This window comes from Bacteroides sp. 51, assembly GCF_010500965.1.
GTDB lineage: Bacteria > Bacteroidota > Bacteroidia > Bacteroidales > Bacteroidaceae > Bacteroides.
Genome location: NZ_QVMI01000009.1, coordinates 59926 through 82891 on the forward strand (window position 1 = coordinate 59926; position 22966 = coordinate 82891).

General features: G+C 42.3%; 13 protein-coding genes and 2 tRNA genes. 5 read left to right on the forward strand and 10 right to left on the reverse strand.

Features of this window, described 5'->3' with window-relative positions:
* Positions 1-7 precede the first annotated feature (7 nt).
* The 8 genes from D0T87_RS08690 to D0T87_RS08725 all read right to left on the reverse strand — a co-directional run bounded on the left by D0T87_RS08690 (position 8) and on the right by D0T87_RS08725 (position 15840).
* Positions 8-1621: a glucoamylase family protein gene (locus D0T87_RS08690; RefSeq protein ID WP_203558652.1), complete on the reverse strand. Its 1614-nt coding sequence runs from the start codon at positions 1619-1621 to the stop codon at positions 8-10.
* 172 nt (positions 1622-1793) lie between these two features.
* Positions 1794-2669 carry a LamG domain-containing protein gene (locus tag D0T87_RS08695; RefSeq protein WP_163174745.1) on the reverse strand — a complete coding sequence of 292 codons (876 nt, stop codon included), beginning with the start codon at positions 2667-2669 and terminating at the stop codon, positions 1794-1796.
* Positions 2670-2680: 11 nt separating this feature from the next.
* Complete coding sequence (locus tag D0T87_RS08700) at positions 2681-4222, reverse strand: RagB/SusD family nutrient uptake outer membrane protein (protein WP_163174746.1); 1542 nt, start codon at positions 4220-4222, stop codon at positions 2681-2683.
* 24 nt (positions 4223-4246) lie between these two features.
* On the reverse strand, positions 4247-7291 hold the full coding sequence (locus tag D0T87_RS08705) for a TonB-dependent receptor (protein ID WP_163174747.1): 3045 nt from the start codon (positions 7289-7291) through the stop codon (positions 4247-4249).
* A gap of 48 nt (positions 7292-7339) precedes the next feature.
* Positions 7340-9973 carry a glycoside hydrolase family 2 TIM barrel-domain containing protein gene (locus D0T87_RS08710; protein WP_163174748.1) on the reverse strand — a complete coding sequence of 878 codons (2634 nt, stop codon included), beginning with the start codon at positions 9971-9973 and terminating at the stop codon, positions 7340-7342.
* A 160-nt stretch (positions 9974-10133) separates the two neighbouring features.
* On the reverse strand, positions 10134-12980 hold the full coding sequence (locus D0T87_RS08715) for a hypothetical protein (protein WP_163174749.1): 2847 nt from the start codon (positions 12978-12980) through the stop codon (positions 10134-10136).
* Positions 12981-13113: 133 nt separating this feature from the next.
* A complete protein-coding gene (locus D0T87_RS08720) occupies positions 13114-14808 on the reverse strand; it encodes a S41 family peptidase (protein ID WP_163174750.1) in 1695 nt (564 codons plus the stop codon).
* Between the two features lie 42 nt (positions 14809-14850).
* Complete coding sequence (locus D0T87_RS08725) at positions 14851-15840, reverse strand: adenosine kinase (protein WP_163174751.1); 990 nt, start codon at positions 15838-15840, stop codon at positions 14851-14853.
* A gap of 77 nt (positions 15841-15917) precedes the next feature.
* Here D0T87_RS08725 and D0T87_RS08730 point away from each other — a divergent pair.
* Both D0T87_RS08730 and D0T87_RS08735 read left to right on the forward strand, forming a co-directional pair.
* Positions 15918-15991: transfer RNA gene (locus D0T87_RS08730), tRNA-Asn, on the forward strand.
* 22 nt (positions 15992-16013) lie between these two features.
* Positions 16014-16087 (forward strand) — tRNA-Asn (locus tag D0T87_RS08735).
* 771 nt (positions 16088-16858) lie between these two features.
* On the opposite strand, the gene D0T87_RS08740 is transcribed toward D0T87_RS08735, so the two are convergent.
* Positions 16859-17578 carry a response regulator transcription factor gene (locus D0T87_RS08740; protein WP_163174752.1) on the reverse strand — a complete coding sequence of 240 codons (720 nt, stop codon included), beginning with the start codon at positions 17576-17578 and terminating at the stop codon, positions 16859-16861.
* Positions 17575-18903, reverse strand: coding sequence for a sensor histidine kinase KdpD (locus D0T87_RS08745; RefSeq protein ID WP_163174753.1), 1329 nt, complete (start codon positions 18901-18903; stop codon positions 17575-17577). Before D0T87_RS08745 ends, D0T87_RS08740 begins: the two co-directional genes overlap by 4 nt.
* 136 nt (positions 18904-19039) lie before the next feature.
* Between D0T87_RS08745 and D0T87_RS08750 the strand changes: the two genes are divergently transcribed.
* From D0T87_RS08750 to D0T87_RS08760, 3 genes are all read left to right on the forward strand, one after another.
* Complete coding sequence (locus D0T87_RS08750; RefSeq protein ID WP_163174754.1) at positions 19040-19186, forward strand: hypothetical protein; 147 nt, start codon at positions 19040-19042, stop codon at positions 19184-19186.
* Between the two features lie 130 nt (positions 19187-19316).
* Positions 19317-20483 carry an HlyD family secretion protein gene (locus tag D0T87_RS08755; RefSeq protein WP_163174755.1) on the forward strand — a complete coding sequence of 389 codons (1167 nt, stop codon included), beginning with the start codon at positions 19317-19319 and terminating at the stop codon, positions 20481-20483.
* Between the two features lie 76 nt (positions 20484-20559).
* The gene (locus D0T87_RS08760) at positions 20560-22722 is read left to right on the forward strand and encodes a peptidase domain-containing ABC transporter (protein WP_163174756.1); all 2163 of its coding nucleotides are present in this window, start codon (positions 20560-20562) and stop codon (positions 22720-22722) included.
* Positions 22723-22966: the final 244 nt, after the last annotated feature.

The window sequence follows — 22966 nt, forward strand, 5'->3', positions numbered from 1 at the left end:
CTATATTTTAGTTGTTAAAACTGAACCCCAGCTTTGTTAGTCCTGCCTGTATTTCGGTATCACTCATAAGCAGATTCCAAAGCAACTGGGTACGATAATTCTCAATCATAATCACAATAGGCCCCTGGTCAATAGCAATATGCTGATTGTCGAACCAATTGGCCGAGAGATTGAATGCATCTACAAAACCATAATCAGCCCATAGTTTATCTCCCATTTTATAATAGAAGAAATGTAGCGCCTTCATAGATTCCTCAGGAGTATAAGGGATAGAAGATATGGCTGCCGTGGGAGCTATCACCCCCTTATCATTAGATGGTGAATGTGCGCTATACCCTGTATTACCATCGCTGGCGGTTAACCCCCAGCAATCGCTACTATATCCGTTATAACTTTTAGGATTTTCTATGCAATATTTATAATTAATCAGGCTGTGATTGCGGTTCTGTTCCCAATAATTCGCATAACGGTCTGTAAGGTTTCTCGGATCAATACCCAAAAACGAGTAATGACTAAAGAATAACGGGCCTCCATAATCCCTTCCCAATGGAAGTTTATGCCCATAGAACGAACCTCCGTTTGCAAGATTGCCATTCTTGGCCCACCCTTCATGATACACCGCCTCCGGAATAGGATAGGTAGGCGACGAAGCCGCCAGTATATAAACAATCAGGCATTCGTTCCAACCTATGATTTTCAGATTCTTGATCCAGCCTTTGTCCGAACTCCAGTGCCAATAAAGTACATCTTCACTGTCCTTGCGATACCATGACCATTCTATAGCTTCCCACAGGCGGGTTATGTCATCCCTGAACTTCGTTTCGGCCGCTGTATCTTCCTTAAAATAATTCCTCGCTGTCAGTAAGCCTTGAAACAAAAGCGCAGTTTCTACTAAATCCCCACCATTATCGTCGGCACTGAAAGGTATCGTTGCGCCTGTGTCTCCATTGATCCAGTGCGCATAAGCACCATGATACCTGGTACACTTGGTGTCCAGGAAGCTAACGATCTTCTGAATGTGGCTTAAAGCTTCGGTACGTGACACGAATCCTCTTTCGGCAGCCACTATCAGAGCCATCACTCCAAATCCTGTACCTCCTGTGGTTACTGTACCCGTAGAGGTAGTGCGTTCGCGTGCCATACCCGACACCGGATGTGCAAAATCCCAGAAGTAACGGAAGGTATGCTTCTGTACCAGAGTCAATAGTTCCTCATCGGTAATACGGGGGAATTTGTCGGACAGGTTCATTCCCGTGCTAAGCGAATATACTTTCCCTGTAAGAATAGAAACACCTTCATTCGATTTCAACCCTGTATTTATAGTGAGTTCATATCCGGCAAATTGTTGTACACCGGAAGTAATGGTGATAACAGGATTGTTGTCTGTATTTATATTTAATGGTTGGGTTTTTCCTTCCTTATCTTTCAAGGTTATATTGGCGGACAAACTATTCGCTGCCACTTTATCAGAAAAAGTCAGTACAATGGTTAAATCAGGATCTAAATCGGTATAACTATCCTGGTTCTTAATATTATTGATACTAATCTCTTCTAATTTAAATGGGGTAGTGTCTATTTCCGGGTCGTCACTACCACTACAGGAAAAGGCAGAAAAGGCCATGAACAGCAAAAAACAGGTGTCTTTATTTATCGGTTTGATACTCATTATGTATATTGTATTATTACGAGTGTAATAATTAATTCAAGCAAAAATAAACTTAATTATGGAGATTGTCAAAAGATGCCATTGATTAACCGTAGGGGCGGTTCGCAAGCCGCCCCTACGGTTCTTGCTATTCCTTACTTGTATACAATGCCTTTATTTCATTGTCGCTTAAAGCCTGGTTGTAAAAACGAATCTGGTCGTATTGGCCTGACATCGTTTTACTGTTAACCACCCATGCATCCTGTTTCCCGGTGCTTTGCCCTGCGACTGCGGCAAAAGCGCCGAACACAATTTTCCCATCGCAAAAAGCCGGATCAAAGGCCAAAGGTCCGAAAGTACCTCCTCCCAATACTCTGTTAAGCAATACGGCCTCGCCATCTCTAAATATAGAAATAGTAGACGTTGAACCATCATAACGGAAAGCGAGATGCGTCCATTTATTCCATACATTCTCTACTCTGGAACTTCCTTCGGGCTGTACACTTCCTACATCAATCCATGTTTCTTTGGGATTACCTTCTTTAGGAACTGTACGCATAAATCCTTTTATATAAGCCTGGTTCCCATTATTGTTATTCTCGAAGTATAATTCCAGATAACCCCTTGAGTGATCTTTCTTGGCAATAGATAATATACCTTGTACGGCTTCATTTCTCGGAGAGTTCATCCAAAACGAGTAGGTGAAACTTCCCAGGTTAACTATTGCTTCGGTTAGAGATGCCGGAGGGGTAGCTATTATATAAGCGCCATCTGAGCCTTGAAAGGCTTTACCGATATGTCCATCGATATAGTCCTCATTGATTGTGGTTATCGAATAACGGTAATTGCTCATGTTCTTGTCTTTATCCTCAAAAGGAATATACACTTTCAATGGACTCTCTTCAGGAACATATTCGGGTGGATAATCGAATGCCGGGTCCTGATCCATATCCTGGAAACAAGAGGTCATTCCCATCAATGCAATACATACTGTGCTAAATAGAATATATCTTTTCAGTTTCATGATAATTAGATTTAAAAGTTTGGATTCTGGATTAAAACACCATTAGACTTGTCGACTTCTGCCTGAGGAAGAGGTAGATACTGATGTTTCGGCAAATAATTCTTACCTGCTGCTCCCAATACAGCTTGTGCATCTCCCCATCTGACAAGATCATAAAAACGATCCCATTCCATAGCTAATTCTACACGGCGTTCGTGCTTGATCTTTTCACGTAATTCTGCTTTATCCGTTGTAGTCACTTTAGGTAAAACAGTGGGATCTGAAGAACTTTTTCTAGCGCGTGCCCTAACCTGTTCCAGATAATCTAAAGCTAAACCGGACTGTCCCAATTCATTGGCGGCTTCCGCTCCTATCAATAACACTTCCGAAAGTCGAATCATGCGGACATTTACCCAATATCCTCCGTTGGTATATTTAGTTCTTAAAGTCGGGTTCGTATAGCTTTTTTTGTTGTAGTATTTATTGATAACCGCTGCATTGGCAATCGGTTTTTCACCCCACGGTTTATTAGCCGGACAGGTGGCAGGGTCTTCTCCTGTTTTATAGAAATACAGTAGAGTTTCATCTTTACGTGGGTCGCCCGGTTCAAAAGCGTTGGCAAGATTCTCGGTAGGTGTGCATTGGCCCCACCCCAGATTCCACTCTCCGGCACCTCTTACACCTTGTACCGATGCGTATTGGCTTCCTATCTCGTTCGATCCTTTCAGCTCATCCGTTGCCGTACATTGCAACTCCCATATAGACTCACTACAATTTTCGCCTGTTTCTCTGAATATTTCCTCGAATGGCGTATTCAAGTTATATATACCGGAATTAATTACTTCACTGGCCAGCGTCAGCATGTTAGTCCAATCATTACGTTGCATGTATGTTTTAGCATGTAATGACTTTGCTGCTCCCCAGGTAAGGCGTCCCGGATATTGCGTTCCCCAATTGAGAGGTAGGTGTTTAGCTGCCTCTGTCAAATCGGAGTCTATCAATTCATATATCTTATCTACAGATGATTTGGGTACATTCGTTTGAGCGGCGTCTGTGATGGTAAAATAAATTAAAGGAACTTCACCAAATCCACGAACCAGGTTGAAATATATGAATGCGCGGAAGAAATGAGCTTCCGATTTATTTATTAAATCTCCGTCAGTCAGAGATCCCTGCGCTTCAGCTTTTTCTATCGCATCTAAAACATTATTAGCAATGTGTACGATAGCATAATTTTCCGTCCAATAGGTTTGCAGCATGCTTTGAGAAGCAGAGTAAACGAAATTGTCGAACATAGGTTCCCATGCAGTTCCATCGGAAGCCGTACTTCCTTTTTCCACATCTTCACATCTGACGTTATGTATAGCCAAGGCTACATTCCCTGTTGTAACATGAAATCCCCTGGCTTTAGCATACATACTGAATACATCCGAAGCAAAAGATCCTCCTGTATTGTCTTTTGCAGTCCATTGTCCCTGAGGCTCCTGATCTAACAGATCACTACAAGAAACAAGTGCCATTGATACAATAAGAAATGTACAAGCACAAAAGATTTTTGATATATATATTTTCATAATAGCTGAATGTTTAAATTAAAATTAGAACGAAAGGTTAATACCAAATGTGTATATTGCAGGCATTGGATATCCTCCGCTATCTATACCAAAGGCCAGCGCACTACCTCCAACCTCGGGGGTATATCCTGAATTCTTATGCCATGTTTTCAGGTTTTGTACATTTGCATAAACACGTAATGATTTCAGGTATAGTTTGCTCAACAACGATTTATCAAATGTATAGCCTAATTGAATGTTACGTATGCGGAAGAAGCTACCGTCCTCAACAAAATAGGAAGAGGCCAGATTGTTAACTGCTCTTGACGGATCAAGTATGGGCTCCCAGTTGGAAGTTCCTTCGCCATGCCATCTGTTCATGTGGTCTTTTCTGTAATTTAGTTGAGCATAGGTAGAAGCATTACCCCAGTTACGATAAACCTCATTTCCATATACTCCCATCATATCCACAGTCAAATCTATTCCTTTATATGCAAGATTGATATTGAATCCGTAGGTGAGATCAGGGGTTGGATTACCAATCATTGTTCGGTCATAAGTCGTGATTTTACCATCGCCGTCCACATCTTTGAATTTCAAATCGCCCGGAGCAACAGCAACCACCGTATTTACAGGCGATTGATAAATATCTTCTTCGTTCTGATAAACTCCAATCACCTCATATCCATAGAAGTGAGCAATAGGATGCCCCGCCATGGTTCTGGATGAGCCGCTATATTTGGCATCGCCTTCGTCTCGTCCCAAAGTCTCTACGTTGTTCTTTATGGTAGTAAGGTTGGCTCCGATAGAATAACGGAAATCTCCATTGGCCAGCTTATCGCTCCATGTGGCCGAAAGCTCTATACCTTTATTGGTGATTTCTCCCAGATTCTCCAAAGAGTTCTGCGCTCCTGTACGAGAAGATAATGATACTATAATATCCTCGGTACGTTTATTGTAATATACTGATTCTATGCTTAAACGCTGATCCAGGAAGTTTGCCTCAAATCCGGCCTCCCATGAGTATGTTTTTTCCCAGCGTAAATCCTGTACCAGATACTGCATGGTATAGCCCGGTATAATATCATCTCCGAACACTGCGCTTCCTGCACTGGTTAGTGTAGGATAAGAGGGATAGTTATTACCTCCTGTATTTTCCGAACCTAATACGCCCCAAGAGCCTTTTATCTTCAAATGATCTACGATGTTCTGATTTGCCATGAATTTTTCTTCGGAAACAATCCAAGCAGCACCTAGAGAGTAGAAGTTATCCCATGTATTGCCCACTCCACTGAAAACCGATGATCCGTCGCGACGAAAAGATCCATTAAGCAAATAGCGGTTGTTATAATTGTATAACGCTCTGGCTAGGTATGACATAGAGAAACGTTTCCACTGGCTTCCGCTATTTGTGGCAGCAGCTGTACTGCTAAGGGAGCTAAGCCACCACTTATCCGTGTTGTCACCCGGAGAGAAGTAAATGTCTTCAAGCTTTTGTGAGCGGTTACCTCCCAGGGAGGATGACTCTATATAATTGGAAGTGAAACCGAGCATACCTGTTAGTCCATGGTTTCCGAATTTATTTTCGTATGTCAGAATATGGTCTTGCTGACCTGTCCAGTAGGTGGATTTGCTCTGGCCTACTGTTTCAGTTTTATTTCCAAGAGCTTCTTTTTGTGATGCGCCTACAATATCCGGATTATATTCAAAGATGATAGGAGAAAAATTCCGGGATTCATTGGAGGTAAAGTTGATGGAGAAAGTAGATTTGAAGGTAAAATTCTTCAGAAACTTAGCCTCACCAAATATATTACCGGCCACCCTATGATTCTTTCCTAAGTTATGCCGTCCCTGTAATTCAACTGCTCTATATGGATTAGCTGCTTGCGCCCTTTGAAAATCGGGTAGCGAATGAACCAATCTTTCTGTTACTCCTGTAATAGGGTCTGTATAATCAAAATGAGTAGGTGCGATGGGTACTGCTTTAATAACAGATTCTACACCTTTCGCATCCGGAGGAAGCGTGCGGGAACCATTTACCTGATAGCCGAATCTTAAATGGTTATTTACCTGGTATTCACTATTCAGATTGATTGTGAATTTAGACAGCTTTTCTGATTTTATCGAGCCTTCTTCGGTGGTGTAACCAATTCCAAGATAGAATTTGTTTTTTCCGGATGATCCGGTAATACTTATATTATTGTTGTTCAGAAATCCAGTCTGGAATATCTCATCTTGCCAATCGGTATCGGCTTGCCAATGGGTATAGTCAAAAGGACTTGCCTTCTGATTAATTAGCTGCTCGTTATACAATTCTTTGAATTCGGCAGCATTCGTTAATGGTAATCTGTCGGAGATGTGCTTCCATCCGATAGAAGAGTTTACATTCACTACAGTTTGTCCTTCCTTAGCCCGTTTGGTGGACAAGATAATTACACCATTTGCCCCTCTTATACCAAAAATAGCCAAAGAAGAAGGATCTTTTAATATTTCAATGGATTCAATATCTGCCGGATTCAGATAATTGATATTATCTGTGAATAATCCATCCACTACATACAATGGAGTATAGCCGTTGATGGAGTTTGTTCCGCGAATACGGATTTCCGGGTCTTGCCCGGCTCTACCGGTGTTGACTACCTGAACTCCGGCAATTTTACCTTGTAAGGATGTCAAAGGGTTGAGTGATGGCTTGTTGGCAATTTCTGTGCCGGCAACGCTGGCAATGGAACCAGTTAAGTCTCGCTTTTTAACTGTTCCATATCCCACAACTACTACTTCATCTAATAATAGATTGTCATCTTCCAGTTCAACATTGATTGTAGTCCTGTTGTTGACAGGAACTTCTACTGTCTTCATTCCTACTGTTTTGAATACAAGTGTTGAATTTCCCAGTACATTTTCCAGAGAGTAATCTCCGTCAGTCGAAGTGATAGTTCCTATCGCTTGTCCTTTTATACTGACGGTTGCGCCAATAACAGGCTCGCCCGTTATTGATTCAATAATTTTGCCTGTTACTGTCCTGCTGTTTTGGGTAAAAGCCAAACAACTAACAAGTAACATACTAAATAAAATCAAGTGTTTTTTCATACTATAAAAATTTAAAATGGGTTTGTGAACGTTTCTCATATCATTCATTTAAAGTTTCCTTATTTTTAGTGCATTTATAAATGAGTTCCCCTTTAGTCTTTCCAAACGAACTGTAATATTGTTATCTTCTACTTTTACAATATATGTTTTGTTGATTGCCGAGTTATTTCCACGTTCGGCAAAAGGGCTGAAATCTTTATTCTCTATTTTTTCATTTATATAGATATTGAACTGATTATGAATCGGTTTCTCATTCGTTTGTTTTGCCAGATCGTAAGCTTCTCTTGGTGGAGCATTATACAGATCGGAAAACAACAGTTGCAGTTCATACATTCCATTAGGGACATCAAACCGGTAAGCATCTGGGTTTTCACGCTTGGTCTGGAATAATGGGGTGTTGTATGTGCCTTTGATCTCGCTTGTTGTCCCTATACGGGAAGGATTCTTTTTGAATACATTGCCTCCTATATAGCCCCAGCTTCCGACAGTGTATTCTTTGTCGGGCAACCAACAAAATCCGCTTTTATCATCAATAAAGAAACAGTTGCTTCCGGCATTTATTCCTATATTGAGGTTCTCAGTATTGTCTTTTGTTAACCGTACAGGCTTAAATTCTATTTCTATTTCAGCATGCTTCTCTATCATTTTATCGTTGTACATTCCCGTTGCTCTTAAGTGGTTCTTTCCCTCTTTCAAAGAAACTTGCCAAACTGCATTGTAGTTGTTTATATTTTGTGTTTCAACCTTTTGCCCATTAACAAAAAGAGTAGCTTCCTGAAGATTGGTGTATACTTTTATAGGTTGAATTGTGGTCTCCGAGTCGGAAATCAAAATTCGCTTTTTCCAGTCGTTTATGGCTAAATGTAATACCGGAATGTCTTTTCGCAGAAAGGATTGGAAGTAGTAGTACACATCTTTGGGAGTTCTGTCAGCATAAACCAGCCCTTTGTTATTTATGCGTGGCGTGGATTCTTGCCGGGAGGCCGAACTGAAATCAATAAAATTCCACTCAGACGCTCCGATTATAAAAGGACGCTTCATTATGGTTGGCAGGTAATGCTCAAGGTAAAGCTGTTGCCATTGCATAGAGAAATCGAAAACCTGAGGGTTCAATGATTGTATTCTCTTGTCCGACCCGGCTCCAAATTCACTGATAATCAAAGGTCGTTCGGGGTATTTCCGGTTTTCTTCGTCTACAAACCTGTCAAAGGCATTAAAATCATTTTCATACCAACCCTGATAGAGATTCCATCCTGATATGTCGCTTATTCCGGCCAATCCTATTTCATTATATATCTGATTGCCATGATATGCCATTGCACTCAAGCGTGAAGAGTCTTCTTCTTTCAATAACTTCTCCAATTCTCCGGCTAAGGCAACTGTTTTTTTATAGACATGATCCCGCTCTTCCTTTTTAACCTTATACTGAACCTGTATAACAGCTTCATTCATATATCCCCACATAATGACTGATGGATGATTATAATGTTGGCGAATCATTTCCCTTAAAGCTGATTTCGCATTATCTGAAAAATCTGTTGATGTGGAAATAATATCTACTACCGGGATTTCTTCCCATACAAGTAGCCCCAGTCTGTCACATGCTTCGAGCACTGCGTCATTATGCTGATAATGAGCCAACCGTACAAAGTTAGCACCCATCTCTTTAATCAGTTTCATATCCCTACGGTGCATCTCATCCGAAAGAGCTATCCCCAAAGGGGCTTGATCCTGATGACGGCAAACACCCATCAATTTTAACGGTTTGCCATTTAGCCGGAAGCCCTGATTCGTATCTACACTAAACCAGCGTATGCCTAAAGGGAGGGTTAATTCATCTTTTATATCTTTTCCCTGATTGTCGGTCAGGGTCAGCTTCACCTTATATAGATAAGGGGAGTCTGGCGACCAAAGCCTCGGATTTGTGATTTGTGCGGAAGCTTCGAATATCGTTTCCCGGTCTTCTCCCGTTTTGATCTTTTGCTTTGACTGAGATACCACTTCTCCATCCTTGTCCAGGATTTGTATATGTAGTTGAAGGGGATTGTTTTTCTTTGTATAGTTGGATATTGTTCCGCAGATCGCTACATTGGCTTCCTTCTCATTGACCTTGGGTAAGGTGATAAAAACACCATCAGAGGCGTGATTGGTGGTAGTGAAATGTTGCTTCTCCGTAGTAATTAACCATACATCGCGGTAGATCCCGCCAAAGATCGTGAAGTCGCCCGATAGTGGTGGAATATTATTGTTTTCGTTATTTACGCGTATCGCCAGTAGGTTGGTTTGATTTTCTTTTATATTATGTGTAATGTCAACAGTAAAGGCCGAATAACCTCCCTTGTGTGTAGTCAACAATTTATCATTCAGGTAAATATCTGCCAACGAGTTGATAGCGTCAAATTTAAGATAGATATGTTTGTTGTTGATCTGTCCGGCATCCAACCGAAACTCTTTTTTATACCAGGATGATTCCCGGCGATAATTTCGTTGAGTATAGGCATCTGTGTTCCAGGTATGAGGAATATGAACGGGTTCCCATTGGTGCATTTGTAAAGACTCGCTATAGTTATCCGAGTTTAACGGACTGAAATACCAGGCGTCATTAAAACTTTGCACCATACGTCCGGCATGGACAGATAGCCCAATTAGTATACATATCGAAAATAGTACAAGCTTCTTCATTATCGCTATAGTTCTTGTTTAAGAATGATTGGCAAATGAAGAAAAAAGAATTGGTCTACATAGAATGATTGCCTACGACAAGACTACCACTGCTGTAGAACATGTATCCATAGTGGTACTACGTTAGTACTACAAGGACTGCTAAGCGTTTGATTGCCTGCTACTTAAAATTGATCATAAAATCTGTAAGACTACTCTCCTGAGCGATGCCCAATTTCTTTCGTAACCGGTAACGGGCAGCATCTACTCCGCGGATGGAGATATTCATCAGCTTGGAAATTTCTTTGGTCGGAAGGTTCAGGCGTAACAGACCACAGAGCCGTAAGTCGCCCGATGTCAGGTCGGGGTACTGTTCCTTAAGATGCCTGAAGAAGTTTTCATGTATCCGGTCGAAGTTGGCTTGGAACATACTCCAGCTTTCTTCATCGGAGACCAGATTCTGATTCAACATGACGAGTAGATTATCTAAATTCTTACGCGTATATTGCCCGGAGAGCTTCTGTTGCTGTATTTCAGTCTTTAGTGCCATTAAGAACTCCTGATGGGCGATGTTGGTCATAATCACTCCCGATAATTCCTTGCTCTTGAATTTCAGATCAACTTCAAGCTGTTGTTTTTCCAGTTCAATGATCTTCTTTTCCTGTTTTTCTAATTCGGATTGGTGGTGGATGCGTTGTTTTTCGATTACTGCATCTTTCTTTCTTTTCGTATATGCATAAACGGTGTACATGAGTAGGGTGAGCAGGCATAGCCCGATCAGGATATAAACCACAATAGCCAGGTAGGAAAGATACCAGGGACGTAGTATCTCGAAAGGAAGCGAAACGGTTGAGAGTTCCTCTTGCTCGTTGTATATCTCGGCTTTAAAGCAATATTTACCAAAGGGCAACCGGGTATATTCTTTTTGATATTCGGGCAGTCCTTCCGTCCAGTAGTCAGACAGTCCTTCCAGTTTATATCGTATTTTTAAGGTAAAGTCGTTATAAATAGGGTAAGATAGGTTTATACGTATATTATTGTATGCTGATGGAACTTTGTTGTTTGCAATAGGAGGAAGTAGGATTGATTCGGCAGTTTTTTCTTTGATTGCTGTAAATTCAGAAACGTTCAATGCTGGTTCGGGCGTTTCATTATATAAGTTCAAATTGCCAAGGGCGACTCTGGCGATAGAGTTATTCAAGCACAGGTAAGAACAGTTGTTGTTCTCGTCGTAGATCATTTTAGCCCGTTCTTCAATGGGGGGATTATCAAACATAGCGAAGGAAAGTCTTTGATGAATCCGGAAGTCGGTCAACGTACATTCTATCAGGTAAGCTTCATGATCGCTCAGGAACCAGTAAAAGTCATCATGTGCTTTGTCTACTGTATGTATTCCTTTTATATTGTTCAATTGCTCGTTCATCGACTTATAAGGTATAATTGTATCTATTATATCGTCGTAAGTGTAGAACTGTTTTCCGTCGGAAAAGGCTACTCTGCCATTAATGTTGAACAGAAAGGTTTTACTTCTGGGCTGCCCGTCTAACGAATGATACCTTTTTACGTCCGTGGCCTGGGTATGTTCGCGATTTAGCCTTACCCGGTAAAGTCCGCTGCGCATATGTTCTACCCAGACATTGCCTCTATGATCTATTTCTACATTCTTAGCCATATGGACGAAGTTCTTTATTGATCCCGAATAGTACCATTGTCGGTTGGCGTTTTTCTTGTAAATATTCAGGTAGGTATAAGTGCCTTGTATCAGGAGTTCTTCATTATCAATTTTTCCCTCTTTCATGCACATGGCGCCTTTTATATTTGAAATAGACATCGGGTGGCCGTTTACAATGCTGAACGTGCCTTTGTTGTGCCCACATATCACTTGATCGCCCCATTGCTTCAAAGTCCATGCTTGTTCTTCCAGGCCAGGGATGAGTTCCGGCTTATCCGTACTTCCTTTCAGGTAATACAATCCTTGGTTTGAGGCGATATAAGCATCGTCTTCCTTTACGAGTATGCCATAGATCATACCCATTTTTCTGCTGACAGGTTCAAAATGATAAACCGGAGAGTTGTTTTGTATATAGGCTATTCCATTGTCCAGGGCTATCCATATGTTGTTGTGCGAATCGCAGTACAAATTAAGTACAGTATTGTTGACCAACTGATTATCGGCATTCTGTTTCCACAAGAGTTTACCTTCCCTGTTGAGTGCATATACTCCATTAGAGATTGTTCCTACGATGTAACAGGAATCTTTTGTAATGGTGACCTTGTTGATCGTATTGTTTTTCAGTTCCTTATCGCATGATGTTGTCCAGGGGGTAACGTGCTTCCCGTCGTATCGGAATATACCGCTGTTACGGGTAAAGAAAAGTATATCTTCTCCGTTTGGCATTCCGGATATGACGTCACTGTTTCCAAGTTGCTCGCGTGGTATGATGCTTTGAAAGCCATTGTTTATAAATATATTGAGTCCGGCATTGATCTGTTGCGAATAGAGAGTCTGGCCTACCCGAAACAGATTGAGTGGAAGTTGAGAAACCCGGTGCCCCACGGTAGTGGTTCCGTCGTATATAAAATAAGAACCGAACGAATGGAATATGATCCGTGAGTCGTTTTCGAGTATATTCCATACCTCATCGTTATGGAAATTAAAATCTTTAACCTCTTGTTTTAGTGAATGATACTTCAGCTTATTCAGTTCGTCGTGTTGGAAATAACCAAACTCTTCATAAGAACCCACATAGATCTTATTATCATTGGCAATGTAGACGGAGCGGATAATTCCGTTGGTAGGAATAGGATAGAGTTGCCATCTGTTTCCATCGAACACCAGCAGTCCTTTATTATTGCCGAAGTACATTATACCTTGTTTATCTTGTGCTACAGACCAGTTTTGGCTACCTGCATCGTAGTGAACCGACGTGTAATGTTTAGCTATGGGAGTAAATGGAATAGAACTTCCGAAGCAAGGGAGTATATGGATAAGGATAAGTGCTACGAACGCTAATCGTGAGTATTTCATAATTATCAGAAGTTAGAAGGTAGCACAAATATAAGGATTCTCCGGGAAACTATGTGCATATTATAATAAATACGCGGGATGAATGAGCCGTATAGCTTCACTTATCCCGCGTATTTATTATATAGATGTTTCTTTATGCCGCTTCTGCTGCCGCTTCCTTGTTGGTTACGGATAAAATGCCTTTGTACTCTTCCGGGCTATCCAGTACTTTTAGTGCTTCTTTCAGGTCATCATCGTCTTTGAGTTGCTCAATGATGCTTCCGCGTTGGTAATAGTAGCGCTTAATAATTTCGTAAGAGATCATATTCTTAATATCCTTGGCAAAATAGTCCAGGTCGCGGTCCAGGTTGTGGGTTAGTTTCTTTTCCAGTGCATCGAATTCGGCGGAGGCTCCTTCCAGATATCCTTCAAATTCGGCAGCTTCCTTCAGGCTTTTCATGATCTTTTCGCTTTGTTGGTCATACTTAAAGTCGGCCTTCTTTACCATAGCTTTGAAGTCGTTGTAGTCGGCATCCGATAGTACAAACTCTTCTGCGGGAGCAATGGTAGGATATTTAAGGCAGAACTGCGTTGCATAGTTGAAGATCAGATTGTCGCTCACCATATAATAAATGATGTTGGGCAATTTATCCTGTTTTACTATCCGGTCGGGGTTGATGCCACCACCATCGCGTACTTCACGTCCGGCTGCGGTATGGAATACGGTGGTCAGACTGTCGGGGATGCGTGCAATGCTTCCGTCTTCGTTGCGGTTGTGGTAGTTAATGGCCTGTACGCAGCGTCCGCTGGGGATGTAATACTTGGAAGTGGTGATTTTCAATGTTCCGCCATAGGGCAGTGAACGGGTGGTCTGTACCAATCCTTTGCCAAATGTGCGGGTTCCGATGATTACGGCACGGTCTAAATCCTGTAAGGCTCCGGCAAGGATTTCCGAGGATGAGGCTGTTCCGTTGTTCACCAATACGGCGATAGGTATCTCCGTGTCTATCGGCTCGCGTTGGGTTTTATAGGTGTTTCCGGCTTGTTTGATCTTTCCTTTGGTGGTTACGATGGTCTTTCCACGCGGAACGAAGAAGTTAACGATTTCTACGGCTTCGTCCAGCAGTCCGCCGCCGTTGTTTCTCAGGTCGATCACCAATGAGGTGATTCCTTTGTTTTCTTTTAGGTCGAGGAATGCTTGTTTGAATGCTTTGGCTGGTTTGCCGGAGAAGCTGTTGAGGTTGATGTATCCGATGTTATCTTTGATTACGCCATAATACGGTACGGTGGGTACTTCGATGGATTTACGTACGATGTCGAACGTCAGCGGTTCTTTGGTTCCGGGGCGCTCTACGGTTAGTTTAAACCCGGTGTTCACTTGTCCGCGGAGCATTTCGCTGACCTGGCTGTTGTTTTTTCCTTTCAGGTCTTCGCCATCTATGGCCATAAGAACGTCTCCGGCTTTTAGTCCGACTGTCTGCGCCGGCATGCCTTCGTATGGCTCGGCTATGACGGAGCGTTGTCTTTTTACGTCGTAAGTAATTACGGAACCGATGCCTCCGTAGCTGCCTTTGATCATTTGTTCGAGTTCGCTCTGGTCGTCTTCCGGATAGAAATCCGTGTAAGGGTCGAGTGATCCGAGCATGGCGTCGATCCCGCGGCGTACGGTTTTGTTGGGGTCTATCGTATCTACATAGAACATATCGAGTTCCTTGACGATGGAGGTAAATATGTCGATGTTTTTAGCTATCTGGAAGTTCCTCCCGTCTCCTTTGAAGCCGAAGAAAATGAAAGCCACTAATGCAATGGCAACTATAATGCCTGTTTGTCTATTCAGATATTTTTTCATGTTACTACGTTATAGTTACCGTAAAAGTAAGTTATTATACGTTTATTCGGCGAGCATTTCGTTAATATTTAACTTTATTTCATCCCATTGGGCGGCGGGGATATGGGCACCGATACATTGGATAACATTTCCTGCCAGTATTGAACCTATTTTAGCACATCTTTCCAGCGAGTATCCCACGGTTAGGCCGTAGAGGAATCCGGCGGCAAAGTAGTCGCCTGCTCCGGTGGTGTCTACTACCTTGTCGACGCTGATGGCGTCTACTTTTACTTCTTCGGTTCCTTTGCGGATATAAGAGCCTTTTGCACCTACTTTGACGATGGCGATGCTGCACATTTTAGCCAGTATGTCGAGTGCTTCTTTGTCTTCTTTTCCGGTAAAAGCTTTTGCTTCTTCTTCGTTGGCGAAGAGTATGTCGACGTATTTGTTGATCAGTAGCTTGAAGAATTCCAGGTCGTTTTCTACAATGTTGTAGCTGGCCAGGTCGAGGCAAATCTGTAGTCCGGCTTCTTTGGCCAGTTCGATGGCGCGCAGGATCATGTCGTGATCCTGTACCAGATAGCCTTCTATGTATAGGTAGGTGTAGCCTTTGAACATGTCGAGCGAGAGGTCTTCGGCTCTCAGGGTTGAGGCTGCTCCGAGGTAGGTTCCGAATGTGCGTTCGCCGTCGGGTGATATAAATGCGGAGGCTACTCCTGATGGGAGTTGGTGATTGATCTGGATTTTATCTTCTATTTTATGTTTTTGGAGGTTTTGGCGAAAGAATTCACCGTAGTTATCTTTTCCTATCTTTCCGATGAATCCGGTGGATGCACCCATGCATGCAAGTCCCAGTATGGTGTTGGCTGCCGATCCTCCTGTAGCGAGGTGTGTATGCATTTTGCTGAATTGTTTGTTGATGATTTCCAGCTTTGCTTCGTCGATTAGCTGCATACTTCCTTTGGGTAATTCCATTTCCTGAAGTAGTGTATCGTCGGTTAATGTTGCGAGTACATCTACAAGGGCATTACCCATTCCTATTATTTTGTCCATTTCAACTATTTTTTCTGCAAAGATATTGCATATTTCAAAATATCCTATTACTTTTGCATCGCATTTGAGAAAAACATTCTTCCTTAGCTCAGTCGGTTAGAGCATCTGACTGTTAATCAGAGGGTCCTTGGTTCAAGTCCAAGAGGAAGAGCGAAAAGGACTCAAATGCATATTCTTCCTTAGCTCAGTCGGTTAGAGCATCTGACTGTTAATCAGAGGGTCCTTGGTTCAAGTCCAAGAGGAAGAGCGAAAAGGCTATCTCCAATGGAGGTGGTCTTTTTCGTTTTGGTGCGAGTTGTAAGGATTGAATGCCATCTATTGTAGGGGCAGGCCTTGTGTCTGCCCTGACGCCGCCAGGTGTATCATTAGTTTCACTATGTAGCGTCAGGGCGGACACAAGGCCCGCCCCTACAGTAAATTATTTCTCCCGTCAGCGGAGGTAAGCGTGCTCAATTCAACCGTTACTGCCATTACGGCAACTCTATTCTATAAGAACTCGCAGTCAATTGCATAAGAACTCGGTCTGGATTGCATAAGAACTCAGCCCGGATTCTATAGGAACTCAGTTCGAATTCTATAAGAGTTGCTGTTCCGGGAAACTTTCTCATTCGCATCGGGAAACTTTCTCATTCCCCGTAAGGTTATTGCACATTGTCCGTAAGCCTATTTCTCATTCCTGTTGAGGTTATTTCTCAATGGCGATGCTTCTGTTTCCGGATATATCTGTTCTTTTCGCATCATTATAAGACGTACATAATGTTTTTTCGTTCAGAAAGCGTCATAAATTACACAAGGGGTATAGGTGTCTGATAATCAGTGGGTTGGTTCTTGTTTTTTTAATATAGAAATCACACGCTAGTGTCACAAGTATCACAATTTCTAAAACTGTGATACTTGTGACACTAGCGTGTGATTTCCATGTTAAAATGTCTGATCGCTTTCTTCTGAACGACAGGCACTTATACCCCTTGTGTGATTTATGACACTTTTTGAACAAAAAAACCGTAAGTAGACAGATTTATTTTACCTTCGGAATCGTTGGGTCCACCAATATAATCCCCATTCCTTTAATCACCTGAATTTTGACTTTAGGATCATCTTTTAGTTTACTCCTTAGTTTGCTAATCATCACATCCAGGCTTCTCGACGCAAAGAAGTCTTCCCCTCCCGGTATGTCCCAATACTTCTCCAGGAGGTAAGTGCGTTTTACAACCTCACCTTTGCTCAGGCAAAGTTCCTGTAGGATTTGTGCTTCGCGATGGGTGAGCGAGATGGTTTTGATGGCCTCGAACCTGAGCGTACTGTTTGGTGCATCGAGCGTAAAATTGCCAATCTTTTGCAGGTTACTCTGGTTCTTTCTGCGGGTTTCATTCCTCATCTTCAGCAAAGCCTTGATGTGTGCATCAATTTCATGTGCGCTAAAAGGCTTTTTGATGTAATTATTAGCTCCAAGATCATAGCCGGTTGTTATATCCCGCGAAGATTTGCATCCCGATATAAATAGGATGGGAATCTCCTGATCCCTCTCACGGATGTATTCAACCATCTCAAATCCGTTCATTTTGGGCATGTCAACGTCGGCCAGAATGATGTCCGGGCGTTCTTCCTTCCAAAACTCAAGTCCTTCTTTACCATTAACGGCAAGTATGACATCATATCCGCCAACGGTAATTTCCAATCCATCCTTAATGTTGTACCTTAGGTTCTCATCATCTTCAACCACTAATAATCTAATCATACGTCTTCAATTAAAATGGGTATTTTGATAGTGAATTCACTAAACTGTTCTTCAATACTGGTCAGGGATACGCTTCCGCCATGTGCTTCAACCACCCGCTGCACGTAGTTTAGCCCAAGGCCAAAGCCGGTTGCTCCTCCTTTGCTGCTTCTTCTGAGGGCAGATGCCCTTTCAAACTTCTCGAATATCTTTGTTTGGTCCTTAATGTCAATACCCAAACCATTGTCTCTAACTTTAATTATTGTTTGTTTGTCTTTTTCCGTACAGCTGATTCTTATTTCTACGCTCTCGTGCGAGTACTTTATGGCATTATCAATGAGGTTGCTGATGGCTTCTTTTATATAGATGTACTCGGCATAGATGGTTTCGGTTTCAAACTGTGTAACAAAGATAATATCTTTACTCCTTTTGGCCTCGAATTTATTAATCAAGTCCTCAATGATTGGGCGCAATGGAATGATCTGCTTGTGCAGTTCAAGTTTATCCTGCTCCAGCTTGGCAACGGTTAGTACTTTCTCGGTCAATGTTAACAAGCGTTCGCCTTCGGTTTCTATGATATTGAAGTGTCTTTCTTCTTTTTCGGGATAATCGTTAAGCCGTTTACTATGAAGCATGCGCGAACTCATAAGTATAGAGGTAATCGGGGTTTTCATGTCGTGAATCATGGCATGCGAGAAGTCTTCCCGTATCTGGGCGATCCTGTTTTGCTTCATAATAATCCTGATTTGAGAGGTGATGCATGCCACCACAAACACTACCATGATAACAGTAGCAAGGAGAAGTATACCCATTTGTCTGAAAATGGTCCAATACGGGTTAACAATGACGGCTTGTATGAGTTGGGAATCGTCGGCCCGGATGGGGAGTTTCTTGCTCTCAATGGTGCCAAACCAGGGGAAGGAGCCATCCTGACTGCTTTCAAGTATGGAGTCGTTTGAGTTAACGATGTTAATAACGCACTTAACGTTGATGCCTTCTTCGCTTAACAATGAAGAGTAGATTGAATCAAAGGTGATTAACGAAAGTCTTGAATCGTATTTAAGAAGCGCCTCTTGAAAGTCTCTGAGATATTCCGCTTTTGATGCATATTCGCCTGTTGTCGGAACTTCATTAACCGTAAATAAAGTTCCGTCGGGCATGCTGTCTGCAACCAATACTAATCGCGAAAATAGCTCTCTTTCAGTGGCATCAAGTATTAAAGAGTTGCTTTTTTCTTCAATACTTATTTTAATAAGACTGTAAGTACTATATAACCATGAGGACTGCAATAGTACTACAGTTATTAGCCCAACAACCGTAAATAACTTTATGTCTACTTCTTTCATTTCTCTGCTGTTTGATGCAAATGTAATAACAATCTGCTGATAATTGCTAACGTCAGGTTAACATTCTTTTTAAGGAGCTTACCATACTTTTGCCCTTGAGAACTACAAAAATATTCACTAATTTAAAACGTAGATTATGAAAGATTTAAAGAAAAAAGTGGTAATGCAAGAATTGTCTAAAGAAGAAGCTACAACAACTTATGGTGGCGGAACAGGGGTCTACATCAAGACAATTTATAAAGATGGAAAACTTTATATGGTTTTATCAAAGACCGGTAAGTAACTTATTTTGAAGAAGACGAGGTAGTGAGGACTGTACACCATCCGCATGGAAACCTGGGTGCAGCGCCTCGCTGCCGCCTCGTTGCTGCTTCGCTGCCACCTCGTTGCTACACTTAAAAGCCAATCTCCTTATGATACTGCCACCCGAATGGTTAGAAAATAGTATTGAATCCTATACGCATCAGCAGACTACTCATTCTCAGAGAATCTACTGGGTGGTGCTGGTGGCGGTTTTGGCATCTCTCGTCTCCCTTCCTTTTATATATGTAGACATTTCCGTTCAAGGCAACGGCATTGTTCGCCCCATTGCCGAGAAGACAGAAATTAAAGCCCCGATTACAGAATTGGTAGACTCCGTTTATGTCCGCGAGGGAGTCAACGTTAACAAAGGCGATGTGATATTGACATTCAGAGCCAGTAACTCCGATTATAAAATAGCATACCAGGCTAACCGGTTGACAGATTACGAGTTACATCTGTCCGATTTAAGCTATTTAGCTAAAGGACAACGGCCTCCGGCCTTCTCTTCGCCCGTTCGCCAGCAGCAATATGCGTACTACGTTAACCGGAAAAAAGAACTGGATACTTCCGTCATCCAGGCCGAAAAAGAATATTACAGGAATAAAATCCTGTTCGAGAAACAAGTCATATCCGAAGAAGAATATGATAAATACTATTATCAGTACGAAAGCCAGAAGAATGAACGGGCATCCTTTACCGAAAATCAACTAAGCTCCTGGCAAGCCGATTTGAATGCCTATCGCAACTCCCGTAATGAAATGAATACCTCATTAAAACAAGAAGTGAAAGATAAAGACCTGTATGTTGTTCAAAGCCCCGTCAGTGGAACAGTCGATCAGTTCTCGGGCATCTACAGGGGGAGTAGCATACAAGCCGGCCAGGTGATTGCCGTTGTCAGCCCCGACTCCACCCTATGCTTCGAAGTTTGTGTTTCGCCACGTAATATCGGGTATATCCACGTGGGAATGCCCGTCAACGTGCAGGTAGAATCGTTCAACTACAACGAGTGGGGAACAATAAACGGAGCCGTTCAGGAAATCTCTTCCGACTTTCTGACTGATGCACAAGGCAGTGCTTACTATAAAGTGAAGTGCGGTATGGAAAAAGATTTCCTCCTGTTGAAGAACGGCCGGAAAGGTAAACTTAAGAAAGGAATGACTGTAAGCGCCCATTTTATGATCACCCGCAGATCGCTGTTCGACCTCTTGTATCAGCGATTGGATGATTGGGTAAATCCGGCACGTTATCAGGAACGTGCAGTAACAGAGAATAGTTAAATGAACGTGGGTTCGATACATCCCCTTATTTCATTTCTTATATCAAGCTCACATTAAACAACTATAAAGAGATTTTATGCATAAGAAAAAGGGAATCAAAATCAAACAACATGACATAACCGACTGCGGCGCCGCTTGTCTGGCCTCCATCTGTGCGCATTATGGATTGCTATTTCCCGTTTCACGCATCAGGCAGTACGCCTTTACAGACCAGAAAGGGACCAATGTCCTCGGACTGATTGAAGCGGCAAACAAACTGGGGTTTACGGCAAAAGGAATGAAAGCCTCCTACGAAGCCCTGTACACTCTTGTTCCCCAGCCATTTGTAGCCCACCTGATACTTAAAGGCGAACTCCATCATTTCGTAGTTGTATATAAAGCTACCGAAAAACAGATAACCTATATGGACCCGGTCGATGGGCGAATGCATAAAAGAAGCAGCGAGGAATTCGAAAGAGAATGGAGTGGTATACTGGTCATGTTAGAACCCGAAGTAACATTCAGGAAAGGTAACATGAAGAAAAGCAATCTTTCTAAATTCTTTTCACTACTCATGCCCAACAAAAGCCTGATGGTTCAAACGCTGTTCGGAGCATTGGTGTTTAGTATCCTCGGCCTGTCTACTTCCATTTATGTGGGTAAGATCACAGACTATGTATTGGTCGATAAGAATGTTAACCTCCTCAACCTGATGGGCATCATTATGATTATCATTCTGCTGTTGCGCACCTTTATCGGCTCTATGAAAAGCATTCTTGCCCTGAAAACCGGGCAGCGCATAGATGCGGCGTTGATTCTGGGTTACTACAAGCATCTGTTAACATTGCCACAACAATTCTTTGATACCATGCGGGTGGGTGAAATCATCTCCCGCGTAAACGATGCCGTTAAGATCCGGAACTTTATCAATAATATATCCCTCGATCTGGTAGTCAACATCATGATCCTTTTCTTCTCATTCTGCCTCATGTTTATTTATTCATGGGAGTTAACGCTGGTAACGTTACTTTCCATCCCACTGTTCCTGATTATATATTTGCTCTTCAACCGCCTGAACCGTAAATATCAGCGCAGTATAATGGAAAGCTCGGCCGACCTTGAATCCCAACTGGTAGAGTCTATCAATGCCATCTCCACCGTAAAGCGCTTTGGCATTGAAGATTATGCCAACCTGAAAACAGAAAGCCGCTTCGTACATCTCCTTCGGAACACTTACCGGAGTTTATACGGCTATATCTTGGCAGAAGGGGGAATTGAGTTTGTTTCTACCGGCATTACCATTGCCGTGCTTTGGGTGGGCAGTACATTGGTTATCAGTCAGGAACTAACGCCCGGTGCGCTGATTGTTTTTTACTCCCTTATTAGCTACGTGTTGTCTCCCATAGGCAGTTTGATTACCGCCAATCAAAGTATTCAGGATGCCTTGATCGCATCCGACCGTCTATTCCAAATTATGGACCTGGAAAGGGAAGAGGATGATTCGCAAAAGCTGGAATTAGAGTCGGATATGGTGGGCGATATCGTTTTTGAAGACGTAAACTTCCGTTACGGTACCCACAAAGAGGTTTTTCATTCGCTTAACCTGCGCATTGCTAAAGGAAAAACTACCGCTGTGGTGGGAGGGAGCGGATCGGGTAAAACCACACTTGTGTCCATCCTGCAACATATTTACCCCATTGAATCCGGCCGTGTAAAAATAGGTAATTATGACGTCTCGCAGATTACCAACGAAAGCCTGCGCAGGCGGATCGGAACGGTGCCACAACAGATTGAACTCTTTGCCGGGTCGGTCATTGAGAATATTGCGCTGGGCGATCTTCATCCCGATATGAAGCGTGTTATAGCGTTGGTGGAGCAACTTGGACTGACTGAGTTCATCGAAAAACTGCCGAAAGGATACATGACATATATCGGTGAACATGGAGCCTCGCTTTCCGGCGGTGAACGTCAGCGTATTGCCATTGCCCGGGCGTTATACAAAGAACCGGATATCCTGATCTTTGATGAAGCAACCTCATCGCTGGACTCCATTTCGGAACGCTATGTAAAAGAAACGTTGACTGCACTTGCCAGACAGGGGAAAACAATCGTTATCATTGCCCATAGACTAAGCACCATAAAACATGCAGATAATATTGTAGTATTGGAGAATGGCAAAGTCTCGGAGATGGGTGTTCATGCAGAATTGCGTAAATCGGGTGGTATGTATAGTCGCCTTTGGGGTGAACAGTATAATTAAAATAGTATGTATTTTACATACATGCATTTCATCCTTAATTTGGTTAACATTGAAGGTGTTTTTTTATTTTTCAGGTTAACATTGGGGTGATATAATGCATTTGTTAATGATGGAATGTTCTGTTTTATTGTTTGTTGTATCTTGGCTGTTTGATGAGTCGATAGTGTGATTTGTGTTTCCTATTCGTTCTTTCTTTTACTATGCTTCTCTATTTGCTTCTCTATTATTGTATGATTATTTCCTC

Bases quoted from the DNA above. Each gene is read 5' to 3' on its own strand.
- D0T87_RS08690 (WP_203558652.1), bottom strand. From the start codon at position 1,621: ATGGCCTTTTCTGCCTTTTCCTGTAGTGGTAGTGACGACCCGGAAATA.
- D0T87_RS08695 (WP_163174745.1), bottom strand. From the start codon at position 2,669: ATGAAACTGAAAAGATATATTCTATTTAGCACAGTATGTATTGCATTG.
- D0T87_RS08700 (WP_163174746.1), bottom strand. From the start codon at position 4,222: ATGAAAATATATATATCAAAAATCTTTTGTGCTTGTACATTTCTTATT.
- D0T87_RS08705 (WP_163174747.1), bottom strand. From the start codon at position 7,291: ATGAAAAAACACTTGATTTTATTTAGTATGTTACTTGTTAGTTGTTTG.
- D0T87_RS08710 (WP_163174748.1), bottom strand. From the start codon at position 9,973: ATGAAGAAGCTTGTACTATTTTCGATATGTATACTAATTGGGCTATCT.
- D0T87_RS08715 (WP_163174749.1), bottom strand. From the start codon at position 12,980: ATGAAATACTCACGATTAGCGTTCGTAGCACTTATCCTTATCCATATA.
- D0T87_RS08720 (WP_163174750.1), bottom strand. From the start codon at position 14,808: ATGAAAAAATATCTGAATAGACAAACAGGCATTATAGTTGCCATTGCA.
- D0T87_RS08725 (WP_163174751.1), bottom strand. From the start codon at position 15,840: ATGGACAAAATAATAGGAATGGGTAATGCCCTTGTAGATGTACTCGCA.
- D0T87_RS08740 (WP_163174752.1), bottom strand. From the start codon at position 17,578: ATGATTAGATTATTAGTGGTTGAAGATGATGAGAACCTAAGGTACAAC.
- D0T87_RS08745 (WP_163174753.1), bottom strand. From the start codon at position 18,903: ATGAAAGAAGTAGACATAAAGTTATTTACGGTTGTTGGGCTAATAACT.
- D0T87_RS08750 (WP_163174754.1), top strand. From the start codon at position 19,040: ATGAAAGATTTAAAGAAAAAAGTGGTAATGCAAGAATTGTCTAAAGAA.
- D0T87_RS08755 (WP_163174755.1), top strand. From the start codon at position 19,317: ATGATACTGCCACCCGAATGGTTAGAAAATAGTATTGAATCCTATACG.
- D0T87_RS08760 (WP_163174756.1), top strand. From the start codon at position 20,560: ATGCATAAGAAAAAGGGAATCAAAATCAAACAACATGACATAACCGAC.